Annotated in this window: 14 protein-coding genes and 1 pseudogene; 6 read left to right on the top strand and 9 right to left on the bottom strand. The window is 59.8% G+C overall.

From position 1 onward, the window contains the following. The first annotated feature begins 15 nt into the window (after positions 1-15). Positions 16-870 (top strand): sulfurtransferase, encoded by an 855-nt coding sequence (locus E3W21_RS15075; RefSeq protein ID WP_134420702.1) that lies wholly within the window; start codon positions 16-18, stop codon positions 868-870. A gap of 125 nt (positions 871-995) precedes the next feature. Here E3W21_RS15075 and E3W21_RS15070 read toward each other — a convergent pair whose 3' ends face one another. From E3W21_RS15070 to E3W21_RS15040, 7 genes are all read right to left on the bottom strand, one after another. After that, positions 996-1,826, bottom strand: a complete 831-nt coding sequence (locus E3W21_RS15070) for an AraC family transcriptional regulator (RefSeq protein WP_129440311.1) — start codon at positions 1,824-1,826, stop codon at positions 996-998. Positions 1,827-1,830: 4 nt separating this feature from the next. Further along, positions 1,831-2,829, bottom strand: coding sequence for a hydrolase (locus E3W21_RS15065; protein ID WP_134420700.1), 999 nt, complete (start codon positions 2,827-2,829; stop codon positions 1,831-1,833). Positions 2,830-2,903: 74 nt separating this feature from the next. Continuing rightward, positions 2,904-4,382, bottom strand: coding sequence for a pitrilysin family protein (locus tag E3W21_RS15060; RefSeq protein ID WP_134420698.1), 1,479 nt, complete (start codon positions 4,380-4,382; stop codon positions 2,904-2,906). Next, complete coding sequence (locus E3W21_RS15055; protein WP_134420696.1) at positions 4,375-5,718, bottom strand: pitrilysin family protein; 1,344 nt, start codon at positions 5,716-5,718, stop codon at positions 4,375-4,377. The genes E3W21_RS15060 and E3W21_RS15055 overlap by 8 nt, the downstream gene beginning before the upstream one ends. Positions 5,719-5,842: 124 nt before the next feature. Beyond that, entirely contained in the window at positions 5,843-6,451 is a 609-nt protein-coding gene (rsmD, locus tag E3W21_RS15050) for a 16S rRNA (guanine(966)-N(2))-methyltransferase RsmD (RefSeq protein WP_134420694.1), read from the bottom strand. After that, entirely contained in the window at positions 6,451-7,941 is a 1,491-nt protein-coding gene (locus E3W21_RS15045) for a pitrilysin family protein (protein ID WP_134420692.1), read from the bottom strand. Before E3W21_RS15045 ends, rsmD begins: the two co-directional genes overlap by 1 nt. Beyond that, positions 7,934-9,289 carry a pitrilysin family protein gene (locus tag E3W21_RS15040; RefSeq protein ID WP_134420690.1) on the bottom strand — a complete coding sequence of 452 codons (1,356 nt, stop codon included), beginning with the start codon at positions 9,287-9,289 and terminating at the stop codon, positions 7,934-7,936. Before E3W21_RS15040 ends, E3W21_RS15045 begins: the two co-directional genes overlap by 8 nt. A 344-nt stretch (positions 9,290-9,633) precedes the next feature. Between E3W21_RS15040 and ftsY the strand changes: the two genes are divergently transcribed. The 4 genes from ftsY to rpoH all read left to right on the top strand — a co-directional run bounded on the left by ftsY (position 9,634) and on the right by rpoH (position 13,800). After that, complete coding sequence (gene ftsY, locus E3W21_RS15030) at positions 9,634-11,145, top strand: signal recognition particle-docking protein FtsY (protein WP_134420688.1); 1,512 nt, start codon at positions 9,634-9,636, stop codon at positions 11,143-11,145. Then, complete coding sequence (gene ftsE, locus E3W21_RS15025) at positions 11,142-11,813, top strand: cell division ATP-binding protein FtsE (RefSeq protein WP_008152655.1); 672 nt, start codon at positions 11,142-11,144, stop codon at positions 11,811-11,813. Before ftsY ends, ftsE begins: the two co-directional genes overlap by 4 nt. Further along, positions 11,810-12,832 (top strand): permease-like cell division protein FtsX, encoded by a 1,023-nt coding sequence (gene ftsX / locus E3W21_RS15020; protein WP_134420686.1) that lies wholly within the window; start codon positions 11,810-11,812, stop codon positions 12,830-12,832. Before ftsE ends, ftsX begins: the two co-directional genes overlap by 4 nt. Positions 12,833-12,945: 113 nt before the next feature. Continuing rightward, positions 12,946-13,800, top strand: a complete 855-nt coding sequence (rpoH, locus tag E3W21_RS15015; protein ID WP_007897890.1) for an RNA polymerase sigma factor RpoH — start codon at positions 12,946-12,948, stop codon at positions 13,798-13,800. A 75-nt stretch (positions 13,801-13,875) separates the two neighbouring features. Here rpoH and E3W21_RS31770 read toward each other — a convergent pair. Continuing rightward, positions 13,876-13,962 (bottom strand): annotated as a pseudogene (locus tag E3W21_RS31770) (DUF4381 domain-containing protein); the annotation flags it as partial. Between the two features lie 15 nt (positions 13,963-13,977). After that, positions 13,978-14,700 (bottom strand): monofunctional biosynthetic peptidoglycan transglycosylase, encoded by a 723-nt coding sequence (gene mtgA / locus E3W21_RS15005; protein ID WP_134420684.1) that lies wholly within the window; start codon positions 14,698-14,700, stop codon positions 13,978-13,980. A gap of 74 nt (positions 14,701-14,774) precedes the next feature. Here mtgA and E3W21_RS15000 point away from each other — a divergent pair, with 74 nt between their 5' ends. Beyond that, entirely contained in the window at positions 14,775-15,146 is a 372-nt protein-coding gene (locus E3W21_RS15000; RefSeq protein WP_129440332.1) for a DUF423 domain-containing protein, read from the top strand. Positions 15,147-15,196 lie beyond the last annotated feature (50 nt).

The following is a 15,196-nucleotide window of genomic DNA, read 5'->3' as shown; positions in this document are numbered from 1 at the left end:
TCGCAGGAGCCCGTTATGCCCATTGCGCAACTGATCAGCCCGCAAGCGTTGGACCTGAAAAAGGAGCAGCCGGGGCTGGTGATTCTGGATTGTCGTTTTGCCCTCGAAGACCCGGATTACGGTCAGCGCAGCTATGCCGAAGGGCATATTGCCGGGTCGAGCTTTGCCGATCTTGAGCGTGATTTGAGCGGGACATTGATCAAGGGTGTGACCGGGCGTCATCCGCTGCCTGAACCTGAAGACTTGATCGAACGTCTGCAAGCCTGGGGCGTCAACGCCGACAGCGATGTGATTTTGTACGACGACGGTCCGGGTGCCTACGCGGCGCGGGCCTGGTGGTTGCTGGCCTGGCTGGGCAAACGTGACGGCGTGTTCATTCTGGATGGCGGACTCAAGGCCTGGCACGCGGCCGGTTTGCCCCTGAGTCTTGATGCGCCGCAGATTGAACGGGGCACCTTCACGGGGACGCCGGACAACGCGCTGATCTTGAGCGCCGAACAGCTCCAACAACGTCTCGGCCAGCCTGCGCTGACCTTGCTCGATGCCCGCGGCTTGCCGCGTTTCAAGGGCGAAGTAGAGCCGATCGACCCGATTGCCGGGCACATCCCCGGCGCGCAATGTGCGGCGTTCACCGACAACCTGGGCAGCGACGGGCGTTTTCTGCCGGCCGATCAGCTCAAACAGCGTTTTGCCGAGAAGCTCGGTGATCGTTCGCCGACCGATCTGGTGGCGTACTGCGGTTCTGGCGTGACGGCCTGTCACAACCTGTTTGCGTTGTGTCTGGCGGGTTATCCGTTGGGATCGTTGTATGCCGGTTCATGGAGCGAGTGGATCAACGATCCTGCACACGGCATCGCCAAAGGCGATTAAACACAGATCCAATGTGGGAGCGAGCTTGCTCGCGATAGCGGACTGTCAGTCAACATCATTGTTGAATTTGATTGCCCCATCGTGAGCAAGCTCGCTCCCACATGGGTATTAGGTGCTTTGAGATATCACCGTAGGCGGGCGTTGCGATACGCGCCCGGCCCCACGCCGTAAACCTGCTTGAACTGCCGACTCAGATGACTCTGGTCAGCAAACCCCAACTGCGTCGCCACTTCCAACGGTAAGCAACCATTCTGTAACAGCGCTCGCGCCCGGGCGATGCGCTGCTGCATCAGCCAGGTGTGTGGCGGCATGCCAGTGGCGCGGCGGAACACCCGGGCGAAGTGGAAGGGCGAAAGGTTGACCGCCGCTGCCAGTTCCTCCAGCGAAGGCGGCGTCGCCAATTGTGCTTGCAGCAGATCCTTGGCCAGCGTCACCGCCCGATGTTCCTTGCCCGGCTTGCCTGCAATCGGTACCGCTGCGTGCCGTTGCAGCAGCAACAGCATCATTTCCCGCCAGACCGTTTGTTGTTGCAAGGCCGTGGACGGACTCTCCAGCAGACGATGCAGTTGGCAGAAACCCTTCACCAGATCCGGATCGCGATACAGCGTCGCGGCGAACGCCGGCAAGTTGTTGGTCGGCAGTTCCAGCTCCGCCAACAGCGACAGAATCTGACCGCTGTCCGGATAGAACGCCCGATACAACCAGCCATCCTCCGTGCCTTTATGGCCGGTGTGCAGTTCATCCGGATTGATCAGCACCAGCGTGCCGCTGCCCGCCAGGTGTTCGGCGCCGCGATAGCGATAGCGTTGGGCACCCGCCATGATCATGCCAATCACATAACCGTCATGCACATGAGGCGCGAAACGGTGTTCGATGTAGCGCGCGGACAATAACTCGACGCCGGCCAACGGCGCTGTTTGCCAGAATCGGATCGACTCGCCCTGGTCGACGTCCATGGCCTTACTGGCGCCCCACGGCGGTCAGCCATTGCGGGATGCGGCGTTCCAGGTAGTAACCCGGTTGCCTGAGCGAACCATCGACGAAGCCGACATGCCCACCCTTGGTCTGTAACTCGAATTGAGTGCAGGCGGACAATTCGTCGGCGTGCGGCAGGCTATGAGGAAAGACAAACGGGTCATCGGCCGCTTGAATGATCAGGGTCGGCGTACGAATTTCGCCGAGGAAATAGCGACTCGAAGCGCGGCGATAGTAATCTTCGGCATCGGCAAAACCGTTCAGCGGCGCGGTGACCCGGCCATCGAAATCCCAGAACGTGCGCATGTTCTCCAGTGAGCCCAGCGCGGCCAATGCCGCCAGTCCATCCTCGCGTCCGTCATGCTGAAACTTGCGTTGCTTGTTCTTGATGTAGGCCACCATCTCCCGCATGAAATGCGCCTGATAGACCTTGGAGAAACCCTGGCCGATACGGTCGGCGCATTGATCGAGACGAAACGGCACCGACACCGCCACCGCACCGACCACGCCACTATTGCTGCCGGATTCGCCCAAGTGCTTGAGCAACACATTGCCACCCAGGGAATAGCCGACCGCATACAACGGCGCGAGCGGTCGTTGGGCCTTCAGGTGTTTGATGGTTTCGGCCAGGTCTTCACTGGCGCCGGAATGGTAGCTGCGTGCCAGCAGATTCGGTTCGCCTGAGCAGCCGCGCCAGTTCAGTGCGACGCTGGCCCAGCCTTGGGCGCCCAGTGCTTTCTGCACCCCGGCCACGTAAGGCGAATTTGAAGACCCGGTCAGGCCGTGCAACACCAGCACCAGTGGCGCATCGGCGCTGTGCGGGCCGTGCCAGTCGAGGTCGAGAAAGTCGCCATCCTCAAGCCATAAGCGTTCGCGCTGGCGTTCGATGTGCGTGGTTTTGCGCCACAGCGGTCCCCACAAGGTTTGCAAGTGCGGATTACCAAGGCCGGTGGCCGGGGTGAAGCGTTCGCTGGGCTGGAGCACGATGTTTCTCTAAAAGGTCAAACAGTCGGAGGCAGGGCTGAAAAGCGTGGCCCTGGCGCCTATGTCCAAAGAAACTAACTTGCCACAATCCCCGTTTCGGCGCGACACATGCTCTGCGGTACCTCGTTGGTCGGGAGAGGCAGAGGCTGTTGTTCTACGGTCGGGCCTATGGTCACCACCGACCATTGGTCCGCGTCAAAGTGCTTGTTCAGGGCTGTTCTGACTTGCGCAACGGTCAGTTTCTGAGCCTGTTCGATTGAAAAATCCAGATTGAGCGGCAAGTCGTATTGGTTGATATTGACCAGCCGGGCAAGAATCTGTGAATTGCTGGCGCTGTTCAACGCGCTGCTGCTGCGCAGTTGGCGCAGGGTGTCGTCGAGCTCCTGTTGTGTCGGACCCGTTTGCAAGTAGTCGCGATACATTGACTGCACCAGCTTCACCGCACCTTCGCTGAACTGTGGGCTGGTATTCAGGCTGATGACGGCAGTACCACCTTCCTCCCAGAGGGTGTTCTTCAGTTGCACGTCATAGGTCAAACCGCGTTTTTCTCTCAGCTCCGTCATCAGTCGCGAAGAGATTTTCTGCTCACCGAAAATCATATGGGCCACTCTCAGCGCCATGTAATCGGGGTGCTGCGGTGTCACGCCAGGTTGCCCCAGCATGATCTGCGTCTGGTTCAGGGGGCGCTCGATATGCCGTGACGTTGCATCGACCTGTCGGCGCGGGACCGGAATTACGGGGGGCATTTTGGAACCTGCTGGCAGCGCGTTGATAACCTGCAGGCTCATCGCCTGGGCTTGTTCCAGTGTCAGGTCGCCGACCAGGGTAATCAGCACATTCCCCGCGCTATAGGCTTGCCGATGGAACGTCTGGACCTGTTCACGAGAGAGTGCAGCCAGGCTTTTTTCTGTGCCAAAGACTGGTTGGGCGTAAGGGTGTCCAGCCATTAGCAGGTCAATCATGGCTTGGGTGATTTGTGATTCGGGATCCTGCTGCTGGGTCTTGAGGATATTGGTCAGTTCTTTTTTGACGTTGACCAGTGCTTCGTCGGTCAGCAGGGGTTGGCCAAGTATCTGGGTAAACAGCAACAGCGCCGGGTCGCGCTTATCGATGGCAGTCAGGCTGCGCAAGGACAATGAGGCCCGATCCTGCTCGATGCTCATTTTGGTTTTTGCGCCAAGGCCATCAAAGGTTTCGATAATCGCTGAGAGATCCTTGCCCGGTACGCCTTCGTTAAGCAGGCTGAACGTCGTTGCCGCCAGACCGGAATGCTGACCATCTCGCGTGCTGCCGGCAGGAAAACTGACATGCAGGTCGAACATCGGCAGTTCTGGAGTGCGAATAAACAGCACCTTGCCACCGGACGGCGATTTCCAACCGTGGATTTTCAGGGCGCGCGAGGCTGGTGTCTGCGCGTCCAGCTCTGCCAGCGATTGCAGCCGTGGAGACTGAACCACAGCAGGAAGCTGCGGTTCGGTGTCGGCCAAGGCCAGACAGCCTTGCAGGCCTCCGATCACTAACAGCCACAGTGTCACGCAGGTGACCTTATTCATTAGCTTTCTCCACGAGGACATGGGCGGTGCTCAGGCGTTGTAGGGTCAGGTACGTCCGCGCGACGTGCTGAATGTCTGCGGGGGTTACCTGATTCAGTTCATTGACATCCTCTTCCATCAGTCGCCAGGAAAGGCCGATGCTCTCAAGTGCACCGAGGTGATCCGCCTGGTTTTCAATGTCGTCGCGGTTGTAGATCTGCCCGGCGATCAGCAGGGTGCGGGCGCGCTCCAGTTCGACGCTGTCGGGCGGTGCGGACTTGAGTTCGTTGAGCAGTTCCCAGATACGGGCCTGTGCTTGATCGAGGCTTTCATTGCGTTGGCTGTGGAGCTGGGCGGTGAGGGTAAGCAGACTGTCACCTCGATAAAGCGTGTTGTATTCGGACGAGGTGCTGGAAAACAGCCTGTCGGTAAATTGCAGGCTTTTACGCAGGCGTGCGCTGTTCGAACCGGCCAGCAAGGTGTTGAGTAGCCTTAATGCATGCACTGTTCGACGGTTTTCGGCGGTGGCAAGGCTCGGGACATTGAACGACATGATCAATCGAGGCGCCGGGATCGCCTGGTGCAGGATGATTTTTCGCTCTCCGGGCTCGGCCAACTCCATCGATGTCCTTGCCGCGACAAACGGTCTGGCCGCAAGTACGCCGAAGTAGCGCTCGACCAGGGGCTTCACCTTTTCCAGCGTGACGTCACCGACAATGACGAGCGTGGCATTACCGGGGGCGTAGTGGGTCTGGTACCAGTGACGCAGGTCATCGGCGTTCAAGCGTTGCAAGTCGTGCATCCAGCCGATGATTGGCGCGCCATAGCTGCTGGCGGGAAAGGCGATGCTGGTGAGGCGGTGTTGCGCGATTGCGTCGGGATCATCGTCGACTCGTAGCCGTCGTTCTTCCTGAATGACGGAAAGTTCCGGAATGAAATCCTCGGCTCGCAAATGAGCGGTCGAGATCATGTCGGCCATCAACTCGAACGCGACACCCAACTGGTGAGGCTGCACGGTCTGGTAGTAGGCGGTGACGTCCTTATCGGTAAAGGCGATATGTGACGCGCCCAGCTTGTCCAGAATGGCGGAAGCTTCACCTGCACAGGTCTTGCTGCTGCCTTTGTAGAGCATGTGCTCCAGCGCATGGGACAGGCCAGACTTCCCCGGCGGTTCATCGCTGGAGCCGACCTTGAGCCAGAGTTGTGAGGTCACTACCGGGGCGCGATGGTCCTCGCGCACCACCACTTTCAGGCCGTTGCTTAACGTGAACTCGTGGGTCGGTTGTGCGGGTTCGGCCAGTACCGTGAAGGGCAGTAACCAGGAAAAGAGCAGCATCCTGCTGCGGGAGATGTTCATCCGTGTTCATCCTCAGTGGTTTACGGAAATTGCGTAAACCACTGTGGAGACTTGGACGAGGCCGTTGGCGGTAATTATTTACCGCACTTGATGCCTTGTTTCACGCTACGTTGCGATAACAGTTTCAGTTTGCCAGCGGGCTGCGCTGCCACAGCGCGTAAAACACTCGCCCGGATTTCTGCTCCCGGTGCAGGCGCCAGTTACCCGGTAAGCCAAGCGCCGACGGTGCGTTTTCGCTTTCGGTGTAGACCCAGGCGTCATCGGCCAGCCATTGGCGCTCTTCGAGCAAGGCGCAAACGCCCGGCAACAGGTTCTGGTTGAACGGCGGGTCGAGGAACACCACGTCGTAAGCGGTCGCTGTCTGGGTTTCCAGGTAGCGCAGGGCATCGGCAGTCTGCACCTGGCCGGTGGTGCAGCGCAGCGTGCCCAGATGTTCCTTGATGCTGGCGACCGCGATGTTACTGGCGTCCAGCGCCTGACCCATGGCCGCGCCACGGGACAAGGCTTCGAGGAACAACGCGCCGCTGCCGGCGAACGGGTCCAGAACCTTGGCGCCAGCGACATATGGCGCGAGCCAGTTGAACAGGGTTTCACGCACCCGGTCCGGCGTCGGACGCAGGCCCGGTGCGTCCGGGAAGCTCAGCTTCCGGCTGCCCCATTCGCCGCCGATAATGCGCAGTTGGTTCACGCCGTTGTGTACGTTGTGAACGGGTTTTTTAGGACGAGTGGCCATTAATGCTCCGGAACCCCGAGCGGTTGCTCGGCAGGTTTATCAGTTGGGGCCGGTAACGGCTTTTGCGGCACGGTCGGGCCAGCGCTGACGATGACCATTTTATCCGTGCTCAAGTGTTTGTTCAGTGCGGTTTTGACCTGTTCGACCGTCAGGCTCTGGGACTCACGCATGAAGTCATCCAGATAACTCAGCGGCAGGTTGTAGAAGCCCATGGCGCCGAGTTGGCCGACGATATCGGCGTTGCTTGCGGTGGACAGCGGGAAGCTGCCGGCCAGTTCACGCTTGGCGTCGTCGAGTTCTTTCTGGGTCGGGCCGGTTTTAAGGTAGTCGGCGAGCACGTCCTGCACCAGTTTCAGCGTGCCTTCGCTCATCTCGGCGCGGGTTTGCAGGTTGATCATGAACGGGCCGCGTGCCTGCATCGGGGTGAAGCCCGAATACACGCCATAAGTCAGGCCGCGCTTCTCGCGCACTTCGCTCATCAACCGCGTGCCGAAGCCACCGCCGCCAAGAATCTGGTTACCCATGGACAGTGCTGCGTAGTCCGGATCGTCACGGTCGATGCCCAATTGCGCGAGCATCAGGTTGGTCTGCTTGGACGGAAACTCGATGTGGCCGATGCTGGCTTTCGGTTCCTCCGGTTGCGGGATTTTCGCCAGCTCCGGGCCTTTTGGCAGCGCGCTGGAGACTTGCGAAGCAATCGCCTCCGCCTCGGCACGAGACAGGTCGCCCACCAGCGCAATCACCACGTTGCCAGCCGCATAGGCCTTCTCATGGAACGCCTTCAGCTGAGCCAGTGTGATCGCTGGAACGGTTTTCGCCGTGCCGTCGCTGGAGTGCGCGTACGGGTGATCGCCGTACAGACGGTTCATCAGCTCCAGGCTCGCGAGTTTGCCCGGGTTCTGCTTCTGGTACTCGAAACCGGCGAGCATCTGGTTCTTGATGCGCGCAAAGGAATCGGCAGGGAAGGTCGGTTTGCCGACGACTTCAGAGAACAACTTCAGGGCCGGTTCGCGTTTGTCCGCGGCGCTGAGGCTGCGCAGGGACGCCAGGGCCATGTCCTTGAATGCGCCGTTGCCAAAGTCTGCGCCCAGGCCTTCGAAGCCCTGAGCGATGGCGCCGACATCTTTGCCGGCCACACCTTCGTTGAGCATGGCGTTGGTCAGCACGGAGAGGCCAGGTGCGTCGCCGTCCTGGCTGCTGCCGGCGGCGAAGATCAAGCGCATGTCGAACATCGGCAGCTCGCGGGCTTCAACGAACAGCACCTTGGCGCCCTCGGCGGTTTTCCAGGTCTGCACGTCCAGGGTGCGGTGGCTTGGCGCTTTGCCGTCGAGTTCAGCCAGCGATTGCAGCTTCTGGCTGGCCTTGGCCTTGTCGAGGGCTTCGCTGGCCTTGGATTCGTCGGTCTTTGAAAAGTAAAATGCGGCAGACCCGATCAATGCGACAGCGATCAGGCCCATCAGGGCCAGGCGCGGTTTTTTACGCTCACTCATGAGTCGTCTCCTCTGGCAGTACATGGGCGACACTGAGACGTTCGCGGGTGAAATACAGCTTGGCGGCTTTCTGGATGTCTTCCGGGGTCACGCTTTCCAGCTCGGCGAGTTCGGTGTCCATCAGCTTCCACGACAGGCCAACAGTTTCCAGTTGGCCAATGGCGGTGGCCTGGCTGGTGATCGAGTCCCGCTCGTAGACCAGGCCGGCGATGACCTGTGCGCGGACGCGTTCCAGTTCCTCAGTGGACGGCGCGGTGGTTTTCAGCTGTTCGAGCAACTTCCACAGGCCTGCTTCAGCCTGGGCCATGGTTTTGTTTTTCTGGGTATTGGGCGTTGCCGACAACGTGAACAGACTGTCGCCACGGGTGTAGGCGTCGTAGCTCGACGAACCGCCGGACACCAGCTCTTCGCCGCGCTCCAGTTGCGTCGGGATGCGTCCGCTGTAGCCACCGTCGAGCAGGGCGGAGATCAGGCGCAAGGCGTTGACCGAGCGTTTGTCTTCAGCGGTTGCGATGCTTGGCACGTTGAAACCCAGCATCAGGCTCGGCAATTGGGTCTTCACGTGCAGGGTGATCTGCCGTTCGCCGGGTTCGGCCAGTTCCAGCGGGATTTTCGCCGGTGGCACATCACGTTTGGCGATCGGACCGAAGTAGCGCTGGGCCAGGGTTTTGACCTCGTCCGGGGTCACGTCGCCCACCACCACCAACGTGGCGTTGTTCGGCACGTACCAGGATTGGTACCAATGGCGCAGCTCTTCGACTTTCATGCGGTCCAGGTCAGCCATCCAGCCGATGGTCGGCGTGTGGTAACCGCTGGCCGGGTAGGCCATGGCCTTGAAGCGTTCGTAGGCCTTGGACATCGGCTTGTCGTCAGTGCGCAGGCGACGTTCTTCTTTAATGACTTCGATCTCGCGGGCGAACTCGTCGGCCGGCAGACGCAGGCTGGCCATGCGATCGGCTTCCAGCTCGAAGGCCACGCCCAGACGGTCGCGGGCCAGCACCTGGTAATACGCCGTGAAGTCATCGCTGGTGAACGCGTTCTCTTCGGCGCCGAGGTCGCGCAGGATCAGCGAAGCTTCGCCGGGGCCGACTTTCTCGCTGCCCTTGAACATCATGTGTTCCAGAGCGTGGGACAAACCGGTCTGACCCGGGGTCTCGTAGCTAGAGCCGACCTTGTACCAGACTTGGGAAACCACCACCGGCGCGCGATGGTCTTCGCGCACGACGACCTTCAGGCCGTTATCGAGGGTGAATTCGTGGGTGGGTTGTGGATCGGCAGCCAGGGCCGAAAGGGGCAGACAAACTGTGCTGAGCAGCAGGCCTGCAGCGCGGCGGGCTAGAGCATTCATTCGTTTTTAAACCTTTGGGGCTGCCCGCTTGGTCTTAGCGTCGGCGGGCGAGAGGGTGCTAGGATACTGATCCGTTTTACTGGCGGCCACGCCTATCAGGCCTTTGATCAGTCAGCAGGTTGTTTGGGTTTACGGCTAAAGCTTTGAGTTTGTCAGCTAAACTCTGCGTTTTCGCCGACGATGCCGTTCCAGTCCTTCGTATTAGTCGACCTTTTAGGTGCTGTTTGCACCTCGACAAAATGTTGCGCGTGAACAAGCTGGGTCAATCGCAGTCTGTTCTGCATCGAATATTTATTTGCCGAGGCGCCCTTTGGCGCGTCGCTACCGTGAGATAGCCGTCCTCCATGTTTGGTTCCAACGACGACAAGAAAGCCCCAGCTGCGGCTGGTGAGAAGAAAAGCCTGTTCGGATGGCTGCGCAAAAAGCCGCAGGAACCCGTCGTCGAACAGCCACAACCACTTCCTGAGCCAACGCCTGCGCCGGTAATAGAAGAAGAGCCCGCGCCGATTGTCTTGCCGATCGCCGAGCCGGTGCTGCAACCGGTCACCGAGCCTGAGCCTGATGTCGTCGCCGAAGTCGTGGCCCAGGTGCCGCTCACGCCCGTTGCCGAGCCATGGCTGACGTTGCCAGTGGCGGAAGAGCCGGTGGCATTGGTCATAGATGAGCTGGCACCGCACGTTACACCACCCATTCCAGCCCCGACTGCCTTTGCTCCTGAACCCGTTCAAGCGCCAGTGGTTGAGCCGGTTGTCGCGCCAGTGGTGGTGGCCGAGCCTGAACCGGTTGTTCCGGAACCTGTGCCCGCATTCGTTGCTCCGGTTGCTCCGGTTGTTCAAGCGCCGGCACCGGTCGTCGCTCCCGTTGCCGCCGCACCTGTGGTTCCCGTCGAAGCGCCTGCCGAGCCCGCGCGTACTGAAGAAACCAAAGCCGGTTTCTTCGCCCGCCTGAAACAAGGCTTGTCCAAGACCAGCGCCAGCATCGGCGAAGGCATGGCCAGCCTGTTCCTGGGCAAGAAGATCATCGATGACGAGCTGCTCGAAGACATCGAAACCCGTCTGCTAACCGCCGATGTGGGTGTCGAGGCGACTTCGGTGATCATTCAGCGCCTGACCCAGAAGGTCGCTCGCAAAGAACTGGCCGATGCCGACGCGCTGTACAAGTCCCTGCAGGCGGAACTCGCGGCGATGCTCAAGCCCGTCGAGCAACCGCTGAAAATCACTTCGCAGACCAAGCCGTTCGTGATTCTGGTCGTCGGCGTCAACGGTGCGGGCAAGACCACCACCATCGGCAAACTGGCGAAGAAGCTGCAGCTCGAAGGCAAGAAAGTCATGCTTGCGGCCGGCGATACCTTCCGCGCCGCCGCCGTCGAACAATTGCAGGTCTGGGGCGAGCGCAACAAGATCCCGGTCATCGCCCAGCACACCGGCGCGGACTCGGCTTCGGTTATCTTCGATGCCGTGCAAGCGGCCAAGGCCCGGGGCATCGACGTATTGATCGCCGACACCGCCGGTCGCCTGCACACCAAAGACAATTTGATGGAAGAGTTGAAGAAGGTTCGCCGGGTTATCAGCAAACTCGACGCCGACGCGCCTCACGAGGTGCTGTTGGTGCTTGATGCCGGTACGGGGCAGAACGCAATCAGCCAGGCCAAACAATTCAACCAGACCGTCGAACTGACCGGCCTGGCGCTGACCAAGCTCGATGGCACCGCCAAAGGCGGGGTGATTTTCGCCCTCGCCAAGCAGTTTGGCCTGCCGATTCGCTACATCGGCGTCGGTGAAGGCATCGATGATTTGCGTACTTTTGAAGCAGAACCCTTTGTCCAGGCACTGTTTGCCGAGCGGGAGCGTTCATGATTCGTTTCGAACAGGTCGGTAAGCGCTACCCGAACGGTCACGTCGGCTTGCATGAGCTGAGCTTTCGAGTCCGTCGGGGCGAGTTTTTGTTTGTGACCGGCCACTCTGGCGCCGGTAAAAGCACCTTGTTGCGCCTGCTGCTGGCGATGGAGCGTCCGACCACCGGCAAATTGCTGCTGGCCGGGCAAGACCTGAGCACCATCAGCAACGCACAGATTCCTTACCTGCGGCGGCAGATCGGTGTGGTGTTCCAGAATCACCAGCTGCTGTTCGATCGCACGGTATTCAACAACATCGCGCTGCCCTTGCAGATACTTGGGCTGTCCAAGGCCGAGATCGCCAAGCGCGTCGATTCGGCGCTGGAGCGCGTGGCGCTGTCGGACAAAACCGATTTGTATCCTGGCGACCTGTCCACCGGTCAGCAGCAGCGCGTCGGCATCGCCCGCGCCATCGTTCACCGCCCGGCCTTGCTGCTGGCGGACGAACCGACCGGTAACCTCGATCCACGTCTGGCGGCAGAAATCATGGGCGTGTTCGAAGACATCAACCGTTTGGGCACCAGCGTGTTGATTGCCAGTCACGACCTGGCACTGATCGCCCGCATGCGCCACCGCATGCTGACCCTGCAACGCGGCCGATTGATCGGCGACGGGGAGGCCGGCGTATGAGTGCGACACGCAGCCCCAAGGTTTCCGAGCGCGTGGCCCCTAAGGCCGCCGATCAGCAACCTCAAAAGAAAAAACGCGACGATGATGACGGTCCGGATTTCGCCACATTGTTTCGTGCCTGGGTCGAGAGCCATCGCGCCAGCCTGCTCGATAGCTTGCGTCGTTTGGGCAAGCAGCCCATCGGTAGCTTCTTCACCTGCATGGTGATGGCGGTTGCCCTGAGTTTGCCGATGGGCCTGTCACTTTTGCTAAGTAACGTCGAGCGTCTTGGCGGTTCCTGGCAGCGTGCGGCGCAGATTTCCCTGTACCTGCAAATCGACACCAGCCCCGCTGAAGGCGAGTCGTTGCGCGAGCAGATTAAAGGCATGCCTGGCGTAGCTGATGCTGAATATGTCGGCCGCGATCAGGCGCTGGAAGAGTTTCAGCAGCAGTCGGGTTTGGGCGAGGCGCTCAAGGAACTGCCGGAAAACCCGCTGCCAGGCGTGGTTTTGGTGACGCCGAACGAAGTCGATAAGCCAGCCCTTGAAGCATTACGACAAAAACTTTCCGAGTTGCCCAAGGTACAACAGGCGCAACTTGATCTAGTCTGGGTCGAGCGTCTGGCAGCCATCCTCAAGCTGGGTGACCGTTTTGTCTTCGGTCTGACCGTGCTTCTGGTTTCTGCATTACTTTTGGTGATAGGCAATACCATTCGTCTTCATATTGAAAACCGCCGCACAGAGATAGAAGTGATTAAACTCGTCGGCGGCACTGACAGCTATGTGCGCAGGCCCTTTCTGTACATGGGTGCGCTTTATGGCTTCGGTGCGGGGATTCTTTCCTGGGGCGTATTGGCGTTCGGCCTTGATTGGTTGAACGACGCGGTGGTGGGGCTGGCCGGACTGTACGGCAGTGATTTCGCGCTGGCCGGAGTGCCAGTTGCCGACGGTCTGTCTCTCTTGCTTGGCGCGGTGCTGTTGGGGTATATCGGTGCATGGATTGCAGTCGCACGCCACCTGAGGGAGCTTGCGCCTAAGTAGTATCATTTTGCTCGTATTGACCTTTCAGCGTTTATGGGAACTTGTCTTTCGGTTTCCGGTCAATTTTCGCAGTGCTGAACTGCACGAGTTATGTAAGTGGGAGGTTTTTTCGTATGACCAATTCTTTGCAACCTGCATATGCTCTGGTCCCGGGTGCGAACCTGGAGGCTTATGTGCACACGGTGAACAGCATTCCATTGCTGACGCCGGAGCAGGAGCGTGAACTGGCCGAGAGTCTCTATTATGAGCAGGATTTGGGGGCGGCTCGGCAGATGGTGCTCGCCCACCTGCGCTTTGTTGTACATATCGCCCGTAGCTATTCCGGCTACGGTCTGGCTCAGGCTGACCTGATTCAGGAAGGCAACGTTGGCCTGATGAAGGCCGTGAAGCGCTTCAACCCGGAAATGGGTGTGCGTCTGGTTTCGTTCGCTGTGCACTGGATCAAGGCGGAAATCCACGAGTTCATCCTGCGCAACTGGCGCATTGTGAAAGTCGCGACCACCAAGGCCCAGCGCAAGCTGTTCTTCAACCTGCGCAGCCAGAAGAAGCGTCTGGCGTGGCTGAACAACGAGGAAGTCCACCGTGTGGCGGAAAGCCTCGGCGTAGAGCCGCGGGAAGTGCGTGAGATGGAAAGTCGCCTGACCGGCCATGACATGGCCTTCGACCCGGCCGCGGAAGCGGACGACGACAGTGCTTTCCAATCGCCGGCCAACTATCTGGAAGACCACCGGTACGACCCGGCCCGTCAACTGGAAGATGCTGACTGGAGCGACAACTCGAACCACAACCTGCACGAAGCGCTTGAAGTGCTGGACGACCGCAGTCGTGACATCCTCTACCAGCGCTGGCTGGCAGAAGAAAAAGCCACGCTGCACGACCTGGCGCAGAAGTACAACGTGTCGGCCGAGCGTATTCGTCAGCTCGAGAAGAGCGCGATGAACAAGCTCAAGTTGTCGATTGCCGCCTAACCGCAGCTCCGGCATAAAAAAACGCCCCGATCATTGATCGGGGCGTTTTTGTTTGTACCCAACATATAACCCATGTGGGAGCGGGCTTGCTCGCGAAAGGGGTGTGTCATCCAGCAATGATGTTGACTGACACGACGCCTTCGCGAGCAAGCCCGCTCCCACAGGGGATTTGCGGCGTTACTGTGCCCAAGGCGCCCGCCGCGAATCATTGAGCCCTGCAAGGTAGCTGTCGCCACCGAGCTGACTCATCTGCTGTCGAATCCATCCCGCTCGCCGTGCGACGTAGTTAGTTGGATGACTGGCACTCCACACTCGCGGGTTAGGCAACACCGCCGCCAGCAAACTGGCCTGCTGCCGGGACAGCGAGCGAGCGCCGACGCCAAAGTGATGCCTGGCTGCTGCTTCCGCGCCAAACACCCCGTCATCCCACTCGACGCTGTTCAGATACACCTCAAGAATTCGCTGCTTGGGCCAGAACACTTCGATCAGCCCGGTAAACCAGGCTTCCAGGCCTTTGCGTAGCCAGCTGCGGCCGGACCACAGAAACAGATTCTTCGAGACCTGCTGACTCAGGGTGCTGGCGCCGCGAATCGTTCCGCCGAGTTCGTTGTGGGTCAGTGCGGCCTGGATCGCGCCAAAGTCAAAACCCCAATGCTCCGGGAATTTCTGATCCTCGCCGGCAATCACCGCGACTTTCAGGTCGTCAGAGATTTCATCCCAGGGTTTCCAGGTGCGTTGCAGGTCGATGGGCTCGCCGTCGAACCAGGATTCGACCTTGCGCTCGACCATCAACGCGGTTCCCGGTGGCGGTACCACGCGAAAGATCAGCACCAGCAATACGCTGCCACCCGCGAACCAGAGCAGGGCCTTCGTGAATCGTCGCAAAAATAAACGCAGCATAGAGATGGCTTGGCCGAACCCGTTGAGCGGGCCATTATACAGACCCTGTGGATCGAGTCTGACTGGAGTTCTTCATGCTGCGTGGCTTTCTGATGCTGGTCGCTTTCTTCGGCTTCACCGGCGTTGCCCTTGGCGCGTTTGCCGCCCATGGCTTGAAAAGCCGCCTGACGCCCGAGTACCTGGCGATTTTCCACACCGGCGTGACCTACCAATTGGTGCACACGTTGGCCTTGCTGGGCGTTGCACTGCTGGCCACGCAGATTCCCGGTCGCCTGATCACGTGGGCGGGTGCATCATTTGTCATCGGCATACTGCTGTTTTCCGGCAGTCTGTACCTGTTGACCATAACCGGCGTCAGCAAGCTCGGGATCATCACCCCCTTCGGCGGCCTGGCGTTTCTGGTCGGCTGGTTCTGCCTGGGGCTTGCCGCCTGGCGGTTGAGCTGACCCTGTAGGAGCTGCCGCAGGCTGCGATCTTTTGATCTTGCTCTTTTAAA

Source organism: Pseudomonas sp. F01002, assembly GCF_004402115.1.
In the GTDB taxonomy this organism is placed as follows: Bacteria; Pseudomonadota; Gammaproteobacteria; order Pseudomonadales; family Pseudomonadaceae; genus Aquipseudomonas; species Aquipseudomonas frigoris.
The sequence above is the reverse complement of the archived record's forward strand: the minus strand, read 5'-3'. Positions and strand labels throughout refer to the sequence as shown.

Coding starts and splice junctions, on each gene's coding strand:
- E3W21_RS15075 (WP_134420702.1), top strand. CDS start 16: ATGCCCATTGCGCAACTGATCAGCCCGCAAGCGTTGGACCTGAAAAAG.
- E3W21_RS15070 (WP_129440311.1), bottom strand. CDS start 1,826: ATGGACGTCGACCAGGGCGAGTCGATCCGATTCTGGCAAACAGCGCCG.
- E3W21_RS15060 (WP_134420698.1), bottom strand. CDS start 4,382: ATGAATAAGGTCACCTGCGTGACACTGTGGCTGTTAGTGATCGGAGGC.
- E3W21_RS15055 (WP_134420696.1), bottom strand. CDS start 5,718: ATGAACATCTCCCGCAGCAGGATGCTGCTCTTTTCCTGGTTACTGCCC.
- rsmD (WP_134420694.1), bottom strand. CDS start 6,451: ATGGCCACTCGTCCTAAAAAACCCGTTCACAACGTACACAACGGCGTG.
- E3W21_RS15045 (WP_134420692.1), bottom strand. CDS start 7,941: ATGAGTGAGCGTAAAAAACCGCGCCTGGCCCTGATGGGCCTGATCGCT.
- E3W21_RS15040 (WP_134420690.1), bottom strand. CDS start 9,289: ATGAATGCTCTAGCCCGCCGCGCTGCAGGCCTGCTGCTCAGCACAGTT.
- ftsY (WP_134420688.1), top strand. CDS start 9,634: ATGTTTGGTTCCAACGACGACAAGAAAGCCCCAGCTGCGGCTGGTGAG.
- ftsE (WP_008152655.1), top strand. CDS start 11,142: ATGATTCGTTTCGAACAGGTCGGTAAGCGCTACCCGAACGGTCACGTC.
- ftsX (WP_134420686.1), top strand. CDS start 11,810: ATGAGTGCGACACGCAGCCCCAAGGTTTCCGAGCGCGTGGCCCCTAAG.
- rpoH (WP_007897890.1), top strand. CDS start 12,946: ATGACCAATTCTTTGCAACCTGCATATGCTCTGGTCCCGGGTGCGAAC.
- mtgA (WP_134420684.1), bottom strand. CDS start 14,700: ATGCTGCGTTTATTTTTGCGACGATTCACGAAGGCCCTGCTCTGGTTC.
- E3W21_RS15000 (WP_129440332.1), top strand. CDS start 14,775: ATGCTGCGTGGCTTTCTGATGCTGGTCGCTTTCTTCGGCTTCACCGGC.